We start from the raw sequence: 18,257 nt of genomic DNA on the forward strand, positions 1-18,257 counted from the left end.
CCCAGCAGGCGGCGGGCGGGTGGTTTCCGTCTCAGCACCCGGGCACGGCCGAGGACACCCCGTGCGACCCCGTAACCTGGGGCGCGTGAGTGTGAACGCCAACCCCGACGCCGGTGCCCGCACCTGGCGAGACCTTCCCGCGGCGCAGCAGCCCGACTGGCCGGACCAGGAAGCTCTGCGCGAGACCGTCGCCGAGCTCGAGTCCTATCCGCCCCTCGTCTTCGCCGGCGAGTGCGACCAGCTGCGTTCCCGGCTGGGTGCCGTCGCACGGGGCGAGGCGTTCCTTCTCCAGGGCGGGGACTGCGCGGAGGCGTTCGACCAGGTCAGCGCCGAGCACATCCGCAACAAGCTCAAGACGCTGCTGCAGATGGGCGCCGTGCTGACGTACGCCGGATCCGTCCCGGTCGTCAAGGTCGGCCGGATCGCCGGTCAGTACAGCAAGCCGCGTTCCAAGCCGACCGAGACCAGGGACGGCGTGACCCTGCCGTCGTACCGCGGCGACTCGGTCAACGGCTTCGAGTTCACCGAGGCCGCGCGCATGCCCGACCCGGAGCGGCTGAAGCGGATGTACCAGGCGTCCGCCTCCACGCTGAACCTCGTACGCGCCTTCACCACCGGCGGCTACGCGGACCTGCGCCAGGTGCACGCCTGGAACCAGGACTTCGTGAAGCGCTCGCCCTCCGGGCAGCGTTACGAGGCGCTGGCGCGCGAGATCGACCAGGCGCTGAAGTTCATGCACGCGTGCGGCACGGACCCGGAGGAGCTCAAGACCGTCGAGTTCTTCGCCTCGCACGAGGCGCTGCTGCTGGACTACGAGTCGGCCATGACCCGTACGGACTCGCGCAGCGGCAAACTGTACGACGTCTCAGGGCACATGGTCTGGATCGGCGAGCGCACACGCCAACTGGACGGCGCCCACATCGAGTTCGCCTCGCAGGTGCGCAACCCGGTCGGTGTGAAGCTCGGCCCGTCCACGACGCCCGAAGAGGCCCTCACGCTGATCGACAAGCTCGACCCGGACCGCGAGCCGGGCCGGCTGACCTTCATCACGCGCATGGGAGCCGGCACCGTACGGGACCGGCTGCCCACGCTGGTGGAGAAGGTCACCGCCTCGGGCGCCCAGGTGGTGTGGGTGTGCGACCCGATGCACGGCAACACCTTCGAGGCCGCGAGCGGTCACAAGACCCGCCGGTTCGACGACGTGCTCGACGAGGTCAAGGGCTTCTTCGAGGTGCACAAGGGCGCGGGCACGCACCCTGGAGGCATCCACGTGGAGTTGACCGGCGACGACGTCACGGAGTGCGTGGGCGGCGGCGACGAGATCTTCGTCGGCGACCTGCACCAGCGCTATGAGACGGCGTGCGACCCGCGTCTCAACCGCAGCCAGTCGCTCGATCTGGCCTTCCTCGTCGCTGAGATGTACCGCGACCAGTAGCCGTCCGGCGGCAGCGGAACGCGGCAGCGCGACGCACTGAACCGACGCACGGAACCGACCTACGGAACACGGAAATGGGGCCCGCATCACAGTGATGCGGGCCCCGGCTCGTGTGGACAGCGGCCGCCAGGTAAGGTTAGCTTAACCAAGGTTAGGTTAACCTCATCAAACCTGAGCGTTGCCCGGTGCAAGAGCACCTCTGATGCGGGGCCCGAGCCCCGGCCTCAGACCCGAACGAGATCGCCGCCCGGCGAACGAGCCCCGGCCCGAAGGAGGACCGCGTGTACGTATGCTCCTGCTTCGGCGTCACGGACCGGCAGGTCCGCGAGCACCAGGAAGCCGGTGCCTGCACACCGCGGCAGATCGCCTCTCTCAGCAAGGCCGGGACGGACTGCGGCTCGTGCGTGCGCCGCATCCAGGGGCTTCTCGGACGCGGCGGATGCCCCCGCGGTGAGCTGGAGAGCGCCGTCGGGACACCCGAGCCGGCATCCGTGCCCGCGCACGCGCCCGCAGCCTCGGTCGCCGAAGCCGCCTGAGTCAGTTCTCCGACGGGGCTTCCTGCTCCACGAGCTGGGCGATGTAGAGCGGTTCACCGAGCTTCTCGACCAGTTCGAGCTGGGTGTCCAGGTAGTCGATGTGGTGTTCCTCGTCGGCCAGGATGTCCTCGAAGATGTTCGCCGAGGTGATGTCGCCCTTGGCCCGCATCACCTCCACCCCGCGCCGCAGCCGGTCGATGGCCTCGACTTCGATCTGCCGGTCGGCAGTGAACATCTCCGTCAGCGTCTGCCCGACGTTGACGTGGAAGAGACGCTGGTAGTTGGGGAGCCCTTCGAGAAACAGAATGCGGTCGGTGAGCCGTTCGGCGTGACGCATCTCGTCGAAGGACTCCGCACGGGTGTACCGGGCGAGCTTCGGCCAGCCGAAGTGCTCCTGCATCTTGGCGTGCAGGAAGTACTGGTTGATCGCCGTCAGCTCGGCCGTCAGCTGCTCGTTGAGGAATTCGATGACCTCGGGGTCGCCCTGCATGTCTGCGGGCTCCTTCCAGGAAAGAAAACGTGCCAGGTGGGTGCGCGCCCGCGCATCCTCGCACCGTGTCGTCACCCGGTCCAGTAAGCGAAGGCTTACCGAAATCGCCCGAATTGGCGATCGGAAAGCCTTCGGGCAACCTTTGCCGGGGTGCCGGTGAGCGGCGTCAAAGGGGTCTGTCACCATGGGGCGATGGGTCAGTCGCAGAGTCCTGGGGAGGAGCAGCAAGCGCTTCCGCCAGGGCAGCGGCTCCAGCGCGGATGGCCGGTCACGCACTACGGGCCGGTGCCGAAGTTCAAGGCCGACCGGTGGGATTTCCGGGTCTTCGGGGCGACGGCGGACGGCGTTAAGCACTCCTGGAACCACGAGGAGTTCACGGCGCTGCCCTACGAGACCGTCGTGGGCGACCTGCACTGTGTCACCAAGTTCAGCATGCTGGGCGCCGAATGGGGCGGTGTGCTCGCCCGTACGGTGCTGGAGCTGGCGCCTCCCGCGGACGACGTCACGCACGTCATGGTCTGGGCCGAGTACGGGTTCAGCTCGAACCTGCGGCTGCCGGACTTCGCCGCTGCGACGACTCTCTTCGCCACCCACCGCGCCGGTGAACTGCTCACCGCCGAACACGGCTTCCCGCTGCGGCTGGTGGTGCCGCAGCTGTACGCGTGGAAGGGCCCCAAGTGGGTGCGCGGCGTGGAGTACATGACGACCGACCGCCGCGGCTTCTGGGAGGAGCGGGGCTACCACAACATCGGCGACCCCTGGAAGGAACAGCGTTACTCCTACCAGGAGGAGCCCGGTGAAGGGCCGGAGATGTAGCGCGGTCAGTGGTGTTCGTGCAGCACCGCGTGGCCCCTGCCCCGGGCGATCATCCACCGGTTCACGGGAGTCGTGACGAGGAAGGCCACGGCGAACGCGAGCGCCAGGGCGCCCCAGAAGAGGAAGTCCGTCAGATGCGCGTCCAGTGCTCCGGGGACCAGGACCACCACCGAGTTGTCGACCGCCTCCATCACCACGATGGAGACGGTGTCGGCCGTGAGCGCGACCTTGACCGCCGCCTTCACGCCCAGTCCGGCCCGCAGCACGGCGTACAGCGTGAGGCTGTAGCCGAAGACGAACGCGAGGGCGATGGCCGTCGCCATCGTCGGCACGTCGTGCCAGGCGAAGGCGGTGCCGATGACGAGGCCCAGGATCTCCCCGAAGGCGCAGCCCGTGAGGCAGTGCAGCGTGGCGCGGGCCGCCGTCCCCCACGAGGTCTCGCCACCGTGCCGCACGCTCAGCCTCCGCCCTTTCTCAGTTCCTTCAGCCGTGCCACGTCCGCGGCGTGGCCCTCCTTGCGGCCGGGGGTCTCGATGACGAGCGGGACGCCCTCGGTCGCCGGGTGCGTCATCAGATCGGCGAACGGTCCGTGCCCGATGTGGCCGGAGCCGATGTTCGCATGGCGGTCCTTGCGGGCGCCGACGACATCCTTGGAGTCGTTGGCGTGGATGAGCTTGAGCCGTCCGGGCCCGGCGACCGACTCCAGCTCGTCCAGCGTCCGCTTCACGCCTCCCGGCGCCGCCAGGTCGTGCCCGGCGGCGAAGATGTGACAGGTGTCGAGGCAGACGCCGAGCCGGGGGTGCCGGCCCAGGATCTCGAAGTACGGCCCGAGGTCCCGGACAAGGGAGCAGAGCGAGAACCCCTGGCCGGCCGTCGGCTCCAGCAGCAGCCACGGGTCGTCCTCGTGCGTCAGTTCCTCCAGCAGCGGCCGGAGCAGCCGGCCCACCTGCGCGAGGGCGGTCGCGGGGTCGCGCCCGCCCGTCGCCGAACCCGTGTGGACCACGACGCCGGAGGCACCGATCTCACGTCCCCTGCGGAGCGAATGGCGCAGCGAGGAAACGGAGTTGTGAGCCGTGGCCTCCGTATGTGAGCCGAAATTGATGAGATAGGGGGCGTGCACGAATACGGGGAGTTCCCTTTCCTCGCACGCTGCACGGAATTGCTCGTCCTGCTGTGGGGATCCGGAAGTCGTCGCCCAGCCACGGGGATTGGCGACGAAAACCTGTACGGTCTCCGCCCCGATGTCGTCGGCGTAGGAAATGCCATTGGCGGCCAGGCCCCCTGCTACGGGGACGTGGCCGCCAATGGGATTGCGGTTTCGCTCAGTCGTCACACCATCAGTATGCCGAGTTCACGTTGTCCATCGAACCGTACCTGTCCGCCGCGTAGTTGCAGGCGGCCACGATGTTGGCGACCGGGTCGGTCATGTCGGTGGACGTGCCGGGGACGTGGTATGCGTCGAAGGTCGGCTTGATGGTCTGGAGCAGACCCTTGGACGGAGTGCCCTTCTGGGCGTTGATGTCCCAGTTGTTCACGGCGTTGGGGTCGCCGCCGGACTCGCGGATGATGTTCCGCTTGATGCCGTCGTAGGACCCGGGGATGTCGTGCTTCGCCATGATGTCGCGGGCCTCGCGGATCCAACCGTCGAGGTTCTCGGGGTAGGTCTTCTTCTCGGGCTTGGCGCGCTCGGCGTCGCGGGACGCCTTGGCGGCCTCGGCCTTGCGCTCGGCGGCGGCCTCCTTGGCGGCCTTGGCCTTGGCGGCCTCGGCGCGCTCGGCTGCGACGGCCTTCTGCTCGGCCACCGCCTCCTTCTGGTCGGCCACGGCGTCGTTGGTGCGCTGGACGTCGGCGTCCAGGGTGCCCTGCTTGGCAGAGGAGAGCAGCACCTTGTTGGCCTGGGAATCCTTCGTACTCTCTGCGGCGGCCGTCGAGGCGCTCACCTTCTTGGCGCCGGACTGGCTCTGGTTGCCCGCGTCGGCGGTGCCGGGGAGGACGGTCAGTGCGATTGCCGCCACGCCCACGGTGGATATACCGACGGCAGAGAAACGGGCGAACTTGGGACTGCGGACGTAGCCGGGAATGCTGGGCATCGTGTCGAACCTTTCAACATTGCTTGCGTCGCAGAGGCCGGAAAGGCGTAGTACGCCGAGTTCCGAATCCCCGGCGCGTGCGACCGAGAGCAATTGTTAAAGGCTCCGAAAACACAGCCCAAAAGTGTGACGTACTATCCCGGCTCGTTCTTCGCGGCACGCGCGGGGGTGCCGCGGGCGCCATACGGGCCCTCCTCGGCGCGGCGGGCGAAGGGTGCGGATATGCACTAAGCGCCGTCGTAAGTGATATGGGCCCTATGTCCGGAGTCACACGCGGGACGCCCGTGTTCACGGCCGGTGAGGGATTCTGCGCGGGGTGTCAGCGGTCCTCGCGGCACTCCGAGGGCTGCGGGAGCGTCATGCGTGCCCGGCCGCGCGCCCCTCGGGCTCTGCTTCCGGCCGTCTCAGGCCTCAGCGCAGCCAGATCGTCACGCGCGAGCCACGCGGAGCCTCGTCCCCGCCCCCGGGCGACTGGCTGAAGACCTTGTTGCCGAAGAAGATCTTGCGCACGGTGACCTCGAAGCCCGCGTTCTCCAGCTTCTTGCGCGCCTGCTTCTGCTTCATGCCTTCCACCTCCGGGACGTCCACCGTGTCCTGGCCCTTGGAGATGGTGAGCGTGACGGTGTCGCCCTCGGCGGCGGGGGAGCCCTCCGCGGGCGTCTGGCGGGCGACGCTGCCCTCGTCCTCCTCCGAGAAGACGCGCTCGGGGGCGATGCGGACCTTCAGGCCCTCCTCCCGCAGGTCCTCCGTCGCGGAGTCCTCGTCGTCCCCGACGACGTCCGGCACGTCGACCGGTGCGCCCCTGGAGACGGTCAGGGCTACGGGCGAGCCGGGACGGCGCTCGCTGCCCGCGTCCGGCTCGCTCGCGATCACGGAGCCCCGCGGGGTGTCCTCGCTGAACTTCTGCCGCACCGTGCCGGCCTCCAGGCCGGCCGCCTTGAGCTTGCTCCGGGCCTCGGAGAGGGGCGTCCCCGCCAGGCCGGGCACCTTGACGATCTCAGGGCCGCGGGAGACGACGAGCGTGACGGTGCCGGTCCTGCGGATGCGGTCGCCCGGGTCCGGGTTCGACTCGATCACGTGGCCGCGCTCGACGCGCTCGCTGTGGTCCCGGGTGACCTTCACGTCGAGCCCGGAGTCGCCGAGGACTTTCCTGGCCTCCGACTCGGTCTTGTCCAGCACGGCCGGCGTCTGCGTGAACTGGCCGGAGTTGATGTACCAGACGCCCGTGCCCACCAGCAGCAACAGCATCGCCGTGAGAGTCACCAGGAAGACCCGTCCGCCGCCGCGCCGCCTTCCCGGTCCGCCGTCGTGCGCCGGTCCGCCGTCGCGCGGCGGTGCGGCGTAGCGGGCGGTGCGGTTCAGGTCGTCGTCGCCGTGGCCGTCTCCGGGGCCGTGGCCGTGCCCGTACTCGTGCATGGCCGCGGCCGGGCGCGGAAGAACGCTGGTGCTCTCCTCGGGCCCCGCCGAGGGCCCGAACCCCGATCGCATGCGGCCCTCGCCCAGGGCGGTGCCCGCCGAGAGGACCTCGGCGAGGCCCGGCTGCGGGTCCTTCGCCCGCGGTGGGACGGAGTCCAGCTGTGCGGCGGTGAGGCGGGCCCGTACGTCGCGGGTCTCCGAGAGCATCGCGGCCGCGTCCTGAGGGCGGCCGTCCGCCGCGCGTGCCGTGGCCCGTGCGACCAGCGCGTCCAGCTCCGGCGCCAGGCCGGGCACGGCCGCCGACGGCGCGGGCATGTCCTCGTGCAGATGCTGGTAGAGGACCTGCGCCGGTGTGCCGCCGGCGTGAGGCTTCTCACCGGTGAGCATCTCGTAGAACATCACGCCGCACGCGTAGAGGTCCGTACGGGTGTCGGCCGTGCCCTGCTCGATCTGTTCCGGGGCGAGGTACGAGACGGTGCCGAGGATGGTGTCGGATCCGACGGACGTCTGGCTGTCCACGGCCCTCACGAGGCCGAAGTCCGCGACCTTGACGCGGCCGTCGTCGCCGATCAGCACGTTCTCCGGCTTCATGTCGCGGTGGACCATGCCCGCGTGGTGCGCGGCCCCCAGCGCGGCCAGCATCGGCTCCAGCACGTCGAGGGCGACGCGCGGGCGCAGCGCGCCGCGGTCGCGCAGGACGTCCCGCAGCGTGCACCCGGAGACGTACTCCATGGCCAGGTAGACATAGGTCCCGTCGGTGCCCTGGTCGTAGACGCCGACCACGTTCGGGTGAGCGAGACGGGCGACGGACTTCGCCTCGCGGATGAAGCGGTCGACGAAGGCGCTGTCGCCGGCCAGCGAGGGGTGCATGACCTTCAGGGCCAGCCGGCGGTCGAGGCGGGTGTCGACAGCGCGGTAGACCGTCGCCATGCCGCCGACGGCGATGCGTGACTCGACCCGGTACCGGCCGTCGAGCACCTGGCCGACCGGGGGCGTCTCCCCGGCGGGGCCGGAGGAGGAGTCCTGAAGGCTCGTATCCATCGACGAAGAGTCTACGAGTCATCCCGGTGACGAAAATCCGTGGTGCGCCATGCGGTGGGCGATACGGCCGAATGACAAGGTGAATCATCCGCATCATCCGGTATGCGCCCGTTATGCCCTGTTCGGGACCTTGGTCGGTAACAGAGCCCGGGCGGCTCGCCGGGACGTGTGGACTTTCCGGTTCCGGCCGCCGTATCTCCGGACCTCTTTCCCTTTTCCCTCTTCGTTCCCGCCTTCTCCTCTCTGTTCTTCCCTTTCTTCTTTCTTCCCGCTTCCACCCGCTCTCCGAATTGCCCCGTCCGGGACTTCCGTCCTTTCGCGCTCCGGGACCTTCGTCCCGGTCAGCCGAAGGCCGGGCGCTCCGGGTCGAGCGCGGCCACGCCCTCCACCGGGGAGGACGCCTCCGCGAAGTGACGGCGCGGGATGCGGCCCGCGCGTGCGGCCAGGCGGCCCGACGCGACCGCGTGCCGCATCGCCTCGGCCATCAGAGCGGGTTCCTGCGCCCTGGTCACGGCGGAGGCGAGCATCACGGCGGCACAGCCCAGCTCCATGGCGAAGGCGACGTCCGAGGCCGTCCCGGCGCCCGCGTCGAGGACGACGGGCACCCCGGCGCGCTCGGTGATCAGCTGGAAGTTGTGCGGATTGCGGATGCCGAGGCCGGAGCCGATGGGGGAGCCCAGCGGCATGACGGCAGCACAGCCGGCGTCCTCCAGCTTCCGTGCCAGAACGGGGTCGTCGTTCGTGTACGGCAGCACGGTGAAGCCGTCGTCGACCAGCGTCTCGGCCGCGTCGAGGAGTTCGACGGGATCGGGCAGCAGCGTGCGCTCGTCGGCGATGACTTCGAGCTTCACCCAGTCGGTGCCGAGCGCCTCCCTGGCCAGCCGGGCGGTGAGTACGGCCTCACCGGCCGTGTAGCAGCCCGCCGTGTTCGGCAGTACCGCGATGCCGTGCCTCTCCAGCACGGACAGCACGGAGCCCTGAACGGCCGGGTCGAGGCGGCGCATCGCGACCGTCGTGAGTTCCGTCCCGGAGGCGACCAGCGAGCGTTCCATGACGTCGAGGCTCGGCGCTCCGCCCGTACCCATGATCAGCCGGGAGCCGAAGGCGCGGTCGCCGATGACGAGCGGGTCCTCCACGGCGGAGCCGGAGGGGGACGGGGCGGCCGCGTACGGGACGGACGGGGACGTGTGCGGTTCGGGCTGCGGTGTGGTGTGGACCGCGGTGCCGGTCATAAGGATCAGCCTCCTTGGACTGCGGTCAGTACCTCGATGCGGTCGCCGTCGGCCAGTCGTGTCCGGGGCCATTCGCCCCGTGGCACGACGGCCTCGTTGACGGCCGCGGCCACACCCGAGGGTGCGGACGTGAGGCCCGCCACGAGCTGGTCGAGGGTGGAGCCGGACGGGACGTCGCGGGAGTCGCCGTTCACGGACACGGAGACGGTCGCGGTGCTCACGGCACCCGCCGCACCTGCGCAACCCGCTGAACCCGCGCCGTCCGCGCCGTACGGTGCGTCTGAGGGGACGGTCGTCATGCTGAACGCTCCTGTGGCTCGCTTCCGGAGAGGACACCCGCCGCTTCGGGGACGGAACCGCCGAACCGCCGGGGAGTGAACGGCCGGACCTGCTCGGGGAGTTCACCCGTCGCCAGCAGTTCGCCCATCGCGTCACCGGTGACGGGCGTGAGCAGCACGCCGTTGCGGTAGTGGCCGGCGGCCAGATGGAGGTCCGGCAGCGCCGTCGGCCCCAGCAGCGGCGCGTTGTCGGGGGAGGCCGGGCGCAGGCCCGCGGTGGTCTCGGTCAGCGGCAGTTCGGTGAGGCCGGGCGTGAGTTCGTGCGCGTCGCGCAGCAGTTCGTAGACGCCGCCCGCCGTGACTGTCGTGTCCCAGCCCATCTCCTCACTCGTCGCGCCGATCACCAGTTCGCCGTTGGCGCGCGGCACCAGATAGATGTTCCCGCCGCGCACGATCGCCCGGACGGTGCGGGAGAGGAACGGTCCGTACGCGGTCGTCTGCGGCATGCGCAGCCGCACCACCTGGCCCTTGACCGGCCTTACGGGCGGCAGGAGTTCGGGCGGCACGCCCTCCAGACGGGAGGCCCAGGAGCCCGTCGCCAGTACGGTCTGGCCGGCTTCGACCGTCGTACCGTCGTCGAGCGTCACCCCTGCGGCGCGCCCGCCGGTGACCGTGAGACGCAGCGCCGCGGCCCGCCGGAAGGTCACGCCCGCGCGCTCACAGGCGAGCAGCAGCGCCGTCGCGAGCCGTCGCGGGTCGGCCTGGTGGTCACCGTCGACGCGCAGCCCGCCCCGTACGGACGGAGAGAGCATCGGCTCCAGGCGGCGGCAATCCCGCCCCGTGAGCCACTGCGATTCGAGCCCGCAACGCCCCTGCAGCGCGTGCAGTTCACGCAGGTGCGCACGGTCGTCCGCGTCGAGAGCGACGGAGAGCGTCCCGCAGGAGCGGTAGCCGATGTCCTGACCGCTCGCCTCCTCCAGTTCCGCCGCGAAGTCCGGATAGCGGGCGGCGGAGGCGAGGTTGAGCGCGAGCAGCGCCTCCTCGCCGTAATGGAGTTCGGTGACGGCGGCGAGCATTCCGGCCGCCACCCGCGCGGCGCCGCCGCCCGGTGCGGGGTCGACGACCGTGGTGTCCAGCCCGCGACGGGCCGCCTGCCAGGCGGTGACGAGGCCGATGATGCCGCCGCCGACGACGGCCACGTCGGCGTGTGTCCGCCCGCCGGAATCACGCTGTGCGCGCGTGGTCGGGTGTGTGCTGCCGGGACGCATGAGAAAGCTGCTCCTCCCTTCGCCGGAATGACCCGGATCAGGTTCGTACGGTCGGAGGCCGCAGCCTCCCTCTCAGTCCGGTGCGCCGGACTCCCGCGTATGCCATGTCGTGTTGTGCGGCACCGGCGACGGGCGCCGAAGGGCCGTTGCCGTGGCTGACGGTGCCGGACCGTGCCCGGCTCGCCGTGCCGCTGTCCGCCAGCGTACTGCGCCGCCGCGGCTGTGTGACCGGCAGCGGCAGCGGCGACCGCTCCGGAGCGTTCCCCGCGCCGTCCTAGGATGATCGGGTGGGCGACAGTCGGAGCGAACAGCGGGTCGTTGTCGTCGGTGCGGGGATGGCCGGCGTACAGACGGCCGTGCAACTGCGTGAGCAGGGATGGCCGGGAGGTATCCGGCTGATCGGGAGCGAGCACCATCAGCCGTACGACCGGCCGCCGTTGTCCAAGGCGGTACTGCTCGGCAAGAGCGAGGACGCCGCGTTCGACGTCGACTTCGCCTCTCTCGGCACCGACTTGGAGCTGGGCCGGGAGATCACCGGACTGCGCACCGCCGAACGCATGCTGGAGACCGCCGCGGGCACCGTGGGCTACGACCATCTCGTCATCGCGACGGGGGCGGAACCCGTGGCCCTGCCCGGCAGCGAGGGCGTTCGCGGCGTCCGTCTGCTGCGCACCCTGGACGACGCGGCCCGGCTGCGGCCCGTACTGGCGGCGCGGGGCGAGGTCGTCGTGGTCGGAGCCGGCTGGATCGGCGCCGAGTTCACCACCGCGGCACGGGAGGCGGGCTGCGCCGTCACCGTCGTGGAGGCCGCGGGGCAGCCGCTTCCGGGGGCGCTGCCGCCCGAGGTCGCGGTCCACATGCGCGACTGGTACGAGCAGAGCGGCGCGCGGCTGCGTACGGGCGTCGCCGTGCGCTCGGTGGAGCGCGGCGGGGTGCTGCTGGCCGACGGCACAAGGCTGCGGGCCGACGCCGTCGTCGTGGGCATCGGCTCGCGTCCCGCGACGGGCTGGCTCGCGGGCTCGGGCATCGAGCTGGGCGGCGACGGGGGAGTGCTCGCGGACGAGTGGCTGCGCACCTCGGCCCCGCACGTGTACGCGGTCGGCGACTGTGCCTCTTTTCCCTCCGCCCGGTACGGCGAACGGCTGCTCGTGCACCACTGGGACAACGCGCTGCAGGGGCCGCGCGTCGTGGCCGCCAACATCATCGCCGCGACGCTGCCGGACGGCGAGGCGGAGCTGGCGGTCCACGACCCGGTGCCCTACTTCTGGTCGGAGCAGTTCGGCCGCTTCATCCAGTACGCGGGACACCAGACGGGCGGGGACGAACTGGTCTGGCGCGGTGACCCGGGCGAAGCGGCCTGGTCCGTCTGCTGGCTGCGTGAGGGAGCCCTCACGGCGCTGCTCGCCGTCGGCCGGCCCCGCGACCTGGCCCAGGGCAGAAGGCTGATCGAGCGGGGTGCGGCGGTCGAGCGGGAGCGGGTGGCGGACGCGGCGGTGGCGCTGAAGAAGGCCGTCCGCTGACGGCGGACACGGGCCGGTGCCAAAGGCCGCCCGGCAGGGCGGCGGCAGGGCGGTGGCGGTGGGCCGCGGAACGCACCGGCGGCCGGCCGGGGCCGGCGGACGACCTCGGATGACGTGCTGAGGACGGACTTGTGGCGGCCGCACAGTAGTGACTGTCACAGCGGGATGGCACGCTGGTGGCGTGACAGAGATTGATGCAAAGACCGATGCTCTCGTCCCTTCCTGGCTCACTCTCCCCGACGTCGCCGAAAAGCTGGACGTCCCGGTGACCCGCGCCCGCCAGCTGGTCAAGGAGGGCCAGCTGATCGCGGTCCGCAGAGGGGAGGAGCGCACCTTGCAGGTCCCGGCGGACTTCATCGGCTCCGGCCGCATCGTGAAGGGCCTGGTCGGCACGATCACGCTCCTCAAGGACGACGGCTTCAGCGACCAGGAGATGCTGGAGTGGCTCTTCACCGAGGACGAGAGCCTGCCCGGCACCCCGGCCCAGGCCCTGCGTGAGAACCGCGGGACAGAGGTGAAGCGGCGGGCCCAGGCACTCGCCGTGTGATTTCCGGCACAGCACGGATCACGGCACCGCCTCAACCGCCGTACCTCACAAGAGCCGCGCCGCACGCGGCGCCGCATCACGCAACGGACGCCACGGACCGGACCCACGAGCCGGAACAGGCAGGGCCCTAAGGCGGGGCCCAGGGCCGGACGTTCCGGCCCAGGGCCGGACGACCGGCCGGACCCGCCGGCTGGACCGGCCGGGCACCTGGTGTCACACCGCACACATCCACCTGCGTGCGGGCCCGCCGCAGCGCCTGCTGCGCCGGGCCCGCACGCCCTCGTCCCGGGGGACGTCCCTCATGAGCACCACCAACGCCCGCCGTCTGCTCGCCGGCGCCCGGCTGTATCTGTGCACCGACGCGCGCAAGGAGCAGGGCGACCTGCCGGAGTTCCTCGACGCGGTCCTCCGCGGCGGCGTCGACATCGTCCAGTTGCGCGACAAGACCATGGAGGCCGCCGAGGAGCTGGAACACCTCTCGGTCTTCGCGGACGCCTGCCGGCGCCACGGGAAGCTGCTCGCCGTCAACGACCGTGCGGACGTCGCGCACGCCGCGGGCTCCGACGTGCTCCACCTGGGCCAGGGGGATCTGCCCGTACCCGCCGCCCGTGCGCTCCTCGGCGAGGACGTCCTCATAGGCCGCTCCACGCACGCCGTGGCGGAGGTCGACGCCGCGACGGCCGAGCCCGGCGTGGACTACTTCTGCACCGGCCCCTGCTGGCCGACCCCCACCAAGCCGGGCCGCCACGCCCCCGGCCTGGATCTCGTGAGGTACACGGCGTCGCGGGCCACGGAGCGTCCCTGGTTCGCCATCGGCGGCATCGACGCCGCCAACCTGGACGAGGTGCTCGACGCCGGCGCCAGGCGCGTCGTCGTCGTACGCGTCCTGACCGCCGCCGATGATCCGGAGGGCGCCGCGGCCGGGCTGGCCGTGCGGCTCCGGGAGCGGGCCGCGGCGGACGGGCCCGGTTTGGCCCGCTGAGACAGGCAGGGCCCGGTGGGACGGGCGAGGCATGCGAGAGCAGCGCTCTGCACTGAGAGCGGTGCTACAGAACGGAAGTTGCTCTCCGCCGGGCGCCGAAACCGCTTGCGGCACCGCGTCTCCGGGACGTTTCCGCTGCGTACACGGCAGGTGCCCGAGTGAAGAATCTGCGCCGACAAGGGCGGACGGAAGGGACGTAAGCGCTCTTCACGGCCCGTCGCCCTCTAGCCAAGGCCGATAGCCTGCAAGCATGGCCATCGGTATCTCAGCTACCAGGACAGACAGCACGACGACTGTGCGTGAGCTCCTCGCGACGGGGAAGCCCTCGTACTCCTTCGAGTTCTTCGCCCCGAAGACCGAGAAGGGCGAGCGCTCGCTGTGGAACGCCCTGCGGCGGATCGAAGCGGTATCACCGACCTTCGTTTCCGTGACCTACGGAGCGGGAGGCTCCTCGCGGGAGGGCACCGTACGGAACACCGAGCGGATCGCCAACGAGACGACGCTCACCCCCGTCGCACACCTCACCGCCGTCAATCACTCCAGGGCGGAACTGCGCAACGTCATCGGCCAGTACGCGGACGCGGGCATCCGGAACGTGCTCGCGATCAGGGGCGACCCTCCCGGTGACCCGATGGGCGAGTGGATCAGGCACCCCGAGGGCCTCACCTACGCCTCCGAACTCGTCGAGCTGATCAAGGAGTCGGGGGACTTCTGCGTGGGCGTGGCGGCCTTCCCCGAGATGCACCCGCGCTCCGACGACTGGGACACCGACGTGCGCCACTTCGCCGCCAAGTGCCGCGCAGGCGCCGACTACGCGATCACGCAGATGTTCTTCCGGGCCGAGGACTACCTCCGGCTGCGGGACAGCGCGGTGGCAGCCGGTTGCGAGACCCCGATCATCCCGGAGATCATCCCGGTCACCAACGTGAAGCAGATCGAGACGTTCGCACAGCTGAGCAACGCGACGATTCCGGGCGAACTGGCGGACCGGCTCCGGGCGGTCGAAGACGATCCGGCGGCGGTACGCTCGGTCGGGATCGAGTACGCGACGGAGATGTGTGCGACGCTGATGGCCGAAGACGTCCCGGGACTTCACTTCATTACGCTCAACAACTCCACGGCAACGTTGGAAATCCATCAGAATCTTGGTCTCCACAACCGACCCTGAGCCGAAGTAGCCGGCCGAGGCAGTGAGAAGGGGGCGCACATGGGCTGGACAGTCCTCTATATCGCGTTCGGCGTCGTCGCGCTGTGGCTGCTGGGCGAGGTGCTCCTGCAGTACAAGGCGCGGCTGCGCTGGCGAGTGCTGGCCTTCACCGGCTTTCTGTGCGTCGTGGCGGGGGCGCTGATCCCCTCGGTCGTCGTGATCGGCATCGGGATCGCCGCCTTCGCCACGGGCCAGACCTTCGTGACGCTCTCCTACCGCCGGGGCTTCGTGGCGGGCTGGGCACTCACCGGAGTGCCGGGCGTCAGCCGCCGCCGTGAAGAGCCGGAGCCCGAGGCCGAACTCGGTCCGGCCCCCGCGTTCGACGCCATGGACGCGCCCGAGCCCGTACCGGCCCTGACGGCGTCCGGTGGCTACGGCTCGAACGGGTTCCAGCAGAACGGCCTGGAGCAGAACGGCTACGACACCGCCGGTTTCGCCGCCGTGGACTCGATGAGCGCGCCGAGCGGCTTCAGCAGCCCGAACGGCTACGACAGAACCGGGTTCGGCGGCATGGACCCGATGAGCACCCAGGGCGGCTTCAGCAGCCCGAACGGCCTTGGCACGAGCGGGAACCGCTACGACAACCCGAACGGCTTCGGCACGAACGGCAACGGCTACGACACGGCCGCATTCGCCGGCGCCGGTCCCAACGGGTCCGCGCCCAGCGGCGCCGGCCCCAACGGCTTCGACGCGACACAGGCGTTCAGCCCGTTCAGCCCCGAGACCGACGGCTACCAGACGGGCGCTTTCCCCCCGGCGAACGGCGGTTACGGACCGCAGGACAACGGCCAGCAGCAGGTCCCCGTCTACCAGCCGGGCCCGCTGCCGGACGAGACCGGCGAGTTCATGCCCGGCGGCTACGGCGGCTACGGCTACCCGGGCCCCGTGCAACCGGGCCCCGTGCAACAGCCCGGCATATACCAGGAGTTCGGCGGCCAGCAGTACGGCGGCGGGTTCTCCGACCCGTACGCGGCCTTCGACGCGGGCGGGGCACCGCCCCCGGGCGGCCCCTCCTACGACTCGTACGGCGGCTACGGCGGTTACGACGCCCCCGCCTACAACGGCTACGACGCCGGCGGCTACGGCGGTGGCGGCTTCGGCGACCAGCAGGGCTACGGCCCCCAGCAGTCCCCGTACGGGATCTCCGACACCTTCGGCGGAGGCGGCGGCCTGGGTGCGGGCGGTTCGGGCGCCGACGCCTACGGGTCCATGTACGGCAACGGCGAGACGTACGCCGACGGCCAGTCCTACTTCCCGCAGGCCCCGACGGGCGGTGCGGGCGCCTGGGTACCGCAGCAGCGCGACCCGAACGACCCGATGCAGCAGGAGCAGTACCCCTACCAGGACGACCCGTACGGCTACGGACCTCAGGGCCAGGGCAACGGCTACGGAGTCGGCAACGGGTACGGCGCGGGGAACGGCTACTACTACTGACCGGCTGCTGCTGACCGGCCACGGCCGGCAGCGCCTCCCGCCGGCCGTCCGTGGTCCCGCCACGCGGCCGCACAGCCCGCTCAGTGCGAGCCGCGCCAGTCGTCGCCCTCCACGATCAGTCCGGCCACCAGTGCGCCGGACATTCCCGCGTGTGCGGCACCGCCGCCCGGGTGCGCCCAGCCGCCGGCGCGGTAAAGCCCCTTCGTCGCCGTCCTGTTGGGCGGGCGCACATCCACCGCTCCGGCGTCCTGCCGGGACCACCCGGCGCGGCCTCCGCGGCCACCGCTGCTCCCGCCGCCGTACGGTCCGGCGAGCACCGGTGCCGGCACCAGGCCGCCCGGCGCCCCCGTTTCCGCCTCGACGTCCCGGGGCGTACGCACCTCCCGCCACAGCACGCGTCCGCCCAGGCCCAGTCCGGCCGCGTCGGCCGCGGCCGTGAGCCGGTCGGCGAGCCGCGAAGCGTCGTCCTCACCGCGGATCTCGTCCGGTGCGACCGGGACCGACAGCACGGCGGTCTCGTGCCCGGCGCCGGGACGGAGGCCGGGATCGTCAGGACGCAGCACCGTCAGCGGCTGCCCGGGCGCGTCCTCGCGGTGCACGACGGTGCGGTGCACGGTCTCCGCGGGCCTCCCGCCGCGCAGCGCGAGCAGCACGGTGACACGCGACCGTGCGGGGGCCGCGGGCGTCGCCGTCACCGGGTCCGCTCCGGCCGCCTCTCCCGGTACGCGGGCGCCGCCCACGACGACGCTGTCCGCGGGGACTTCGGGCTCCCCGGCCGGTTTCACGCCCACCGCTCTGCCGTTCTTCTCCAGGACGTCGACGACCTCGCAGCCGAAGCGGAAGTCCACCTTGCGCTCCATGCAGCGCGTGTACAGGGCCTCGGCGAGGGCCCGCATCCCGCCGCGCACGTACCAGCTGCCGAAGGTGTGCTCCATGTACGCGAGTACGGCCGCACCGGCCGGCGCCGACCGCGGGTCCAGGCCGTAGGCCCATGCGCAGCTGTTCAGCATGGACACCAGGCGCGGGTCGCGCAGTTCGACTGCGGCGGCGTCGGCGAGTGCGGGGGTGCGGCGGCGCAGCAGCCCCTTGGCGCGCAGCGCGGGATGCCTGGAGCGCAACGCTGGATAGGGGTCGTGGGCGAGGGTCTCGCGCAGTGCCGGGACGCCGTCCTCGGTCAGCGGCTCCTCCAGGAGCGGTCGCCTCGTGGCGTCCCAGACGGTACGGGCGCGGGCGAGCATGTCCGTCCAGCGCTCGCCCGCGCCCGCACCGAACGCCTCGTCGAGGGCCGCGAGGACTCCCGCGCGGGAGCCGGAGGGCAGCGAGACGGCGGTGCCGCCGGGGAAGACGTGCCGGACGGCCGGATCGAGGCGTACGAGGTCCAGGCGGTCCTCGAGCTTCTCCCTGCCGGTCTTGACGAACAGGTCGCGGTAGACGGCCGGCAGGTGCAGAATCCCGGGGCCGGTGTCGAAGCGGAAGCCGTCCCGTTCGTAGCGCCGGACGCCGCCGCCGTAGGTCTCCGTGCGCTCGTACACCGTCACCCGGTGCCCGGCCGTGGCGAGCCGCGCGGACGCCGCCATGGCGCCCAGTCCGGCGCCGATCACCGCAATGCGTGCCATGACGGGGGACTTTAGCCGGACGCGGGGCGGGCATTCGCGGCGGGCGGCGGGGCGCCGCCTGACACGGCGTCCATGTGAGCCGGGGCGCCGGAGCGCGCGGGCGCCGCCTGAGTGTTACGCCCCGGGGGCGGACCCTTACGGCTGAGTACGGCTACCTAGCCCGCCGGTTGAGTAGCACAGCGGATGGGCGAAGACCGCCGCTGACGGCAGAGTGATGCACGTGGCAAGGGAGCAACGCTCCGGCACCGCCGACACGGGGCGGCGGAACGGGGCGGCTCCCTTGCAAGGGGGACGCGGGGGCACGGGGCCCCGCGTCCATAACGGGGGTCGGGGGATACGGGGGAAGGCG

General features: G+C 71.3%; 17 protein-coding genes and 1 riboswitch. Of the genes, 8 read left to right on the plus strand and 9 right to left on the minus strand.

Annotation, left to right across the window (positions count from 1 at the left end; genetic code table 11):
• Positions 1-85: 85 nt before the first annotated feature.
• The gene (locus tag AN215_RS19420) at positions 86-1,435 is read left to right on the plus strand and encodes a class II 3-deoxy-7-phosphoheptulonate synthase (protein ID WP_070011976.1); all 1,350 of its coding nucleotides are present in this window, start codon (positions 86-88) and stop codon (positions 1,433-1,435) included.
• Between the two features lie 281 nt (positions 1,436-1,716).
• Positions 1,717-1,971, plus strand: a complete 255-nt coding sequence (locus tag AN215_RS19425; RefSeq protein WP_070011977.1) for a (2Fe-2S)-binding protein — start codon at positions 1,717-1,719, stop codon at positions 1,969-1,971.
• A gap of 1 nt (position 1,972) precedes the next feature.
• Here AN215_RS19425 and bfr read toward each other — a convergent pair whose 3' ends face one another.
• A complete protein-coding gene (gene bfr, locus AN215_RS19430) occupies positions 1,973-2,461 on the minus strand; it encodes a bacterioferritin (protein ID WP_070011978.1) in 489 nt (162 codons plus the stop codon).
• 192 nt (positions 2,462-2,653) lie between these two features.
• Here bfr and AN215_RS19435 point away from each other — a divergent pair, with 192 nt between their 5' ends.
• Complete coding sequence (locus AN215_RS19435; protein ID WP_070011979.1) at positions 2,654-3,277, plus strand: sulfite oxidase-like oxidoreductase; 624 nt, start codon at positions 2,654-2,656, stop codon at positions 3,275-3,277.
• Positions 3,278-3,282: 5 nt separating this feature from the next.
• Here the strand turns inward: AN215_RS19435 and AN215_RS19440 are convergent, their stop codons facing one another.
• The 7 genes from AN215_RS19440 to thiO form a co-directional block, all read right to left on the minus strand.
• Positions 3,283-3,738, minus strand: coding sequence for a DUF4396 domain-containing protein (locus AN215_RS19440; protein WP_070012118.1), 456 nt, complete (start codon positions 3,736-3,738; stop codon positions 3,283-3,285).
• The gene (locus AN215_RS19445; protein ID WP_070011980.1) at positions 3,735-4,610 is read right to left on the minus strand and encodes a deoxyribonuclease IV; all 876 of its coding nucleotides are present in this window, start codon (positions 4,608-4,610) and stop codon (positions 3,735-3,737) included. The genes AN215_RS19440 and AN215_RS19445 overlap by 4 nt, the downstream gene beginning before the upstream one ends.
• Before the next feature lie 4 nt (positions 4,611-4,614).
• On the minus strand, positions 4,615-5,367 hold the full coding sequence (locus AN215_RS19450; protein WP_070011981.1) for a transglycosylase SLT domain-containing protein: 753 nt from the start codon (positions 5,365-5,367) through the stop codon (positions 4,615-4,617).
• Positions 5,368-5,778: 411 nt separating this feature from the next.
• Complete coding sequence (pknB, locus tag AN215_RS19455) at positions 5,779-7,824, minus strand: Stk1 family PASTA domain-containing Ser/Thr kinase (protein ID WP_070011982.1); 2,046 nt, start codon at positions 7,822-7,824, stop codon at positions 5,779-5,781.
• Positions 7,825-8,165: 341 nt separating this feature from the next.
• Positions 8,166-8,909, minus strand: a complete 744-nt coding sequence (locus AN215_RS19460; protein ID WP_070012119.1) for a thiazole synthase — start codon at positions 8,907-8,909, stop codon at positions 8,166-8,168.
• A gap of 152 nt (positions 8,910-9,061) precedes the next feature.
• On the minus strand, positions 9,062-9,277 hold the full coding sequence (thiS, locus tag AN215_RS19465; RefSeq protein ID WP_070012120.1) for a sulfur carrier protein ThiS: 216 nt from the start codon (positions 9,275-9,277) through the stop codon (positions 9,062-9,064).
• 74 nt (positions 9,278-9,351) lie between these two features.
• On the minus strand, positions 9,352-10,602 hold the full coding sequence (gene thiO / locus AN215_RS19470) for a glycine oxidase ThiO (protein WP_070011983.1): 1,251 nt from the start codon (positions 10,600-10,602) through the stop codon (positions 9,352-9,354).
• A riboswitch (TPP riboswitch) is annotated at positions 10,600-10,709 on the minus strand. It overlaps the preceding gene by 3 nt.
• A 228-nt stretch (positions 10,710-10,937) precedes the next feature.
• Between thiO and AN215_RS19475 the strand changes: the two genes are divergently transcribed.
• From AN215_RS19475 to AN215_RS30460, 5 genes are all read left to right on the plus strand, one after another.
• Entirely contained in the window at positions 10,938-12,122 is a 1,185-nt protein-coding gene (locus tag AN215_RS19475; protein ID WP_070011984.1) for an NAD(P)/FAD-dependent oxidoreductase, read from the plus strand.
• 181 nt (positions 12,123-12,303) lie between these two features.
• A complete protein-coding gene (locus AN215_RS19480; protein ID WP_070011985.1) occupies positions 12,304-12,669 on the plus strand; it encodes an Rv2175c family DNA-binding protein in 366 nt (121 codons plus the stop codon).
• Positions 12,670-12,970: 301 nt separating this feature from the next.
• Positions 12,971-13,651: a thiamine phosphate synthase gene (gene thiE / locus AN215_RS19485; RefSeq protein ID WP_070011986.1), complete on the plus strand. Its 681-nt coding sequence runs from the start codon at positions 12,971-12,973 to the stop codon at positions 13,649-13,651.
• Positions 13,652-13,901: 250 nt separating this feature from the next.
• Positions 13,902-14,819 carry a methylenetetrahydrofolate reductase [NAD(P)H] gene (gene metF, locus AN215_RS19490; RefSeq protein WP_070011987.1) on the plus strand — a complete coding sequence of 306 codons (918 nt, stop codon included), beginning with the start codon at positions 13,902-13,904 and terminating at the stop codon, positions 14,817-14,819.
• A gap of 39 nt (positions 14,820-14,858) precedes the next feature.
• The gene (locus AN215_RS30460; RefSeq protein WP_070011988.1) at positions 14,859-16,292 is read left to right on the plus strand and encodes a hypothetical protein; all 1,434 of its coding nucleotides are present in this window, start codon (positions 14,859-14,861) and stop codon (positions 16,290-16,292) included.
• Between the two features lie 80 nt (positions 16,293-16,372).
• On the opposite strand, the gene AN215_RS19500 is transcribed toward AN215_RS30460, so the two are convergent.
• Positions 16,373-17,908, minus strand: coding sequence for a phytoene desaturase family protein (locus AN215_RS19500; protein ID WP_070031208.1), 1,536 nt, complete (start codon positions 17,906-17,908; stop codon positions 16,373-16,375).
• Between the last annotated feature and the right edge of the window lie 349 nt (positions 17,909-18,257).

The sequence above is a fragment of the Streptomyces abyssalis genome (genome assembly GCF_001751365.1).
GTDB classification, from domain to species: Bacteria; Actinomycetota; Actinomycetes; order Streptomycetales; family Streptomycetaceae; genus Streptomyces; species Streptomyces abyssalis.

Bases quoted from the DNA above. Each gene is read 5' to 3' on its own strand.
- AN215_RS19460 (WP_070012119.1), bottom strand. From the start codon at position 8,909: ATGGGTACGGGCGGAGCGCCGAGCCTCGACGTCATGGAACGCTCGCTG.
- AN215_RS19475 (WP_070011984.1), top strand. From the start codon at position 10,938: ATGGCCGGCGTACAGACGGCCGTGCAACTGCGTGAGCAGGGATGGCCG.
- thiE (WP_070011986.1), top strand. From the start codon at position 12,971: ATGAGCACCACCAACGCCCGCCGTCTGCTCGCCGGCGCCCGGCTGTAT.
- AN215_RS19450 (WP_070011981.1), bottom strand. From the start codon at position 5,367: ATGCCCAGCATTCCCGGCTACGTCCGCAGTCCCAAGTTCGCCCGTTTC.
- AN215_RS19500 (WP_070031208.1), bottom strand. From the start codon at position 17,908: ATGGCACGCATTGCGGTGATCGGCGCCGGACTGGGCGCCATGGCGGCG.
- metF (WP_070011987.1), top strand. From the start codon at position 13,902: ATGGCCATCGGTATCTCAGCTACCAGGACAGACAGCACGACGACTGTG.
- AN215_RS30460 (WP_070011988.1), top strand. From the start codon at position 14,859: ATGGGCTGGACAGTCCTCTATATCGCGTTCGGCGTCGTCGCGCTGTGG.
- bfr (WP_070011978.1), bottom strand. From the start codon at position 2,461: ATGCAGGGCGACCCCGAGGTCATCGAATTCCTCAACGAGCAGCTGACG.
- pknB (WP_070011982.1), bottom strand. From the start codon at position 7,824: ATGGATACGAGCCTTCAGGACTCCTCCTCCGGCCCCGCCGGGGAGACG.
- thiO (WP_070011983.1), bottom strand. From the start codon at position 10,602: ATGCGTCCCGGCAGCACACACCCGACCACGCGCGCACAGCGTGATTCC.
- AN215_RS19435 (WP_070011979.1), top strand. From the start codon at position 2,654: ATGGGTCAGTCGCAGAGTCCTGGGGAGGAGCAGCAAGCGCTTCCGCCA.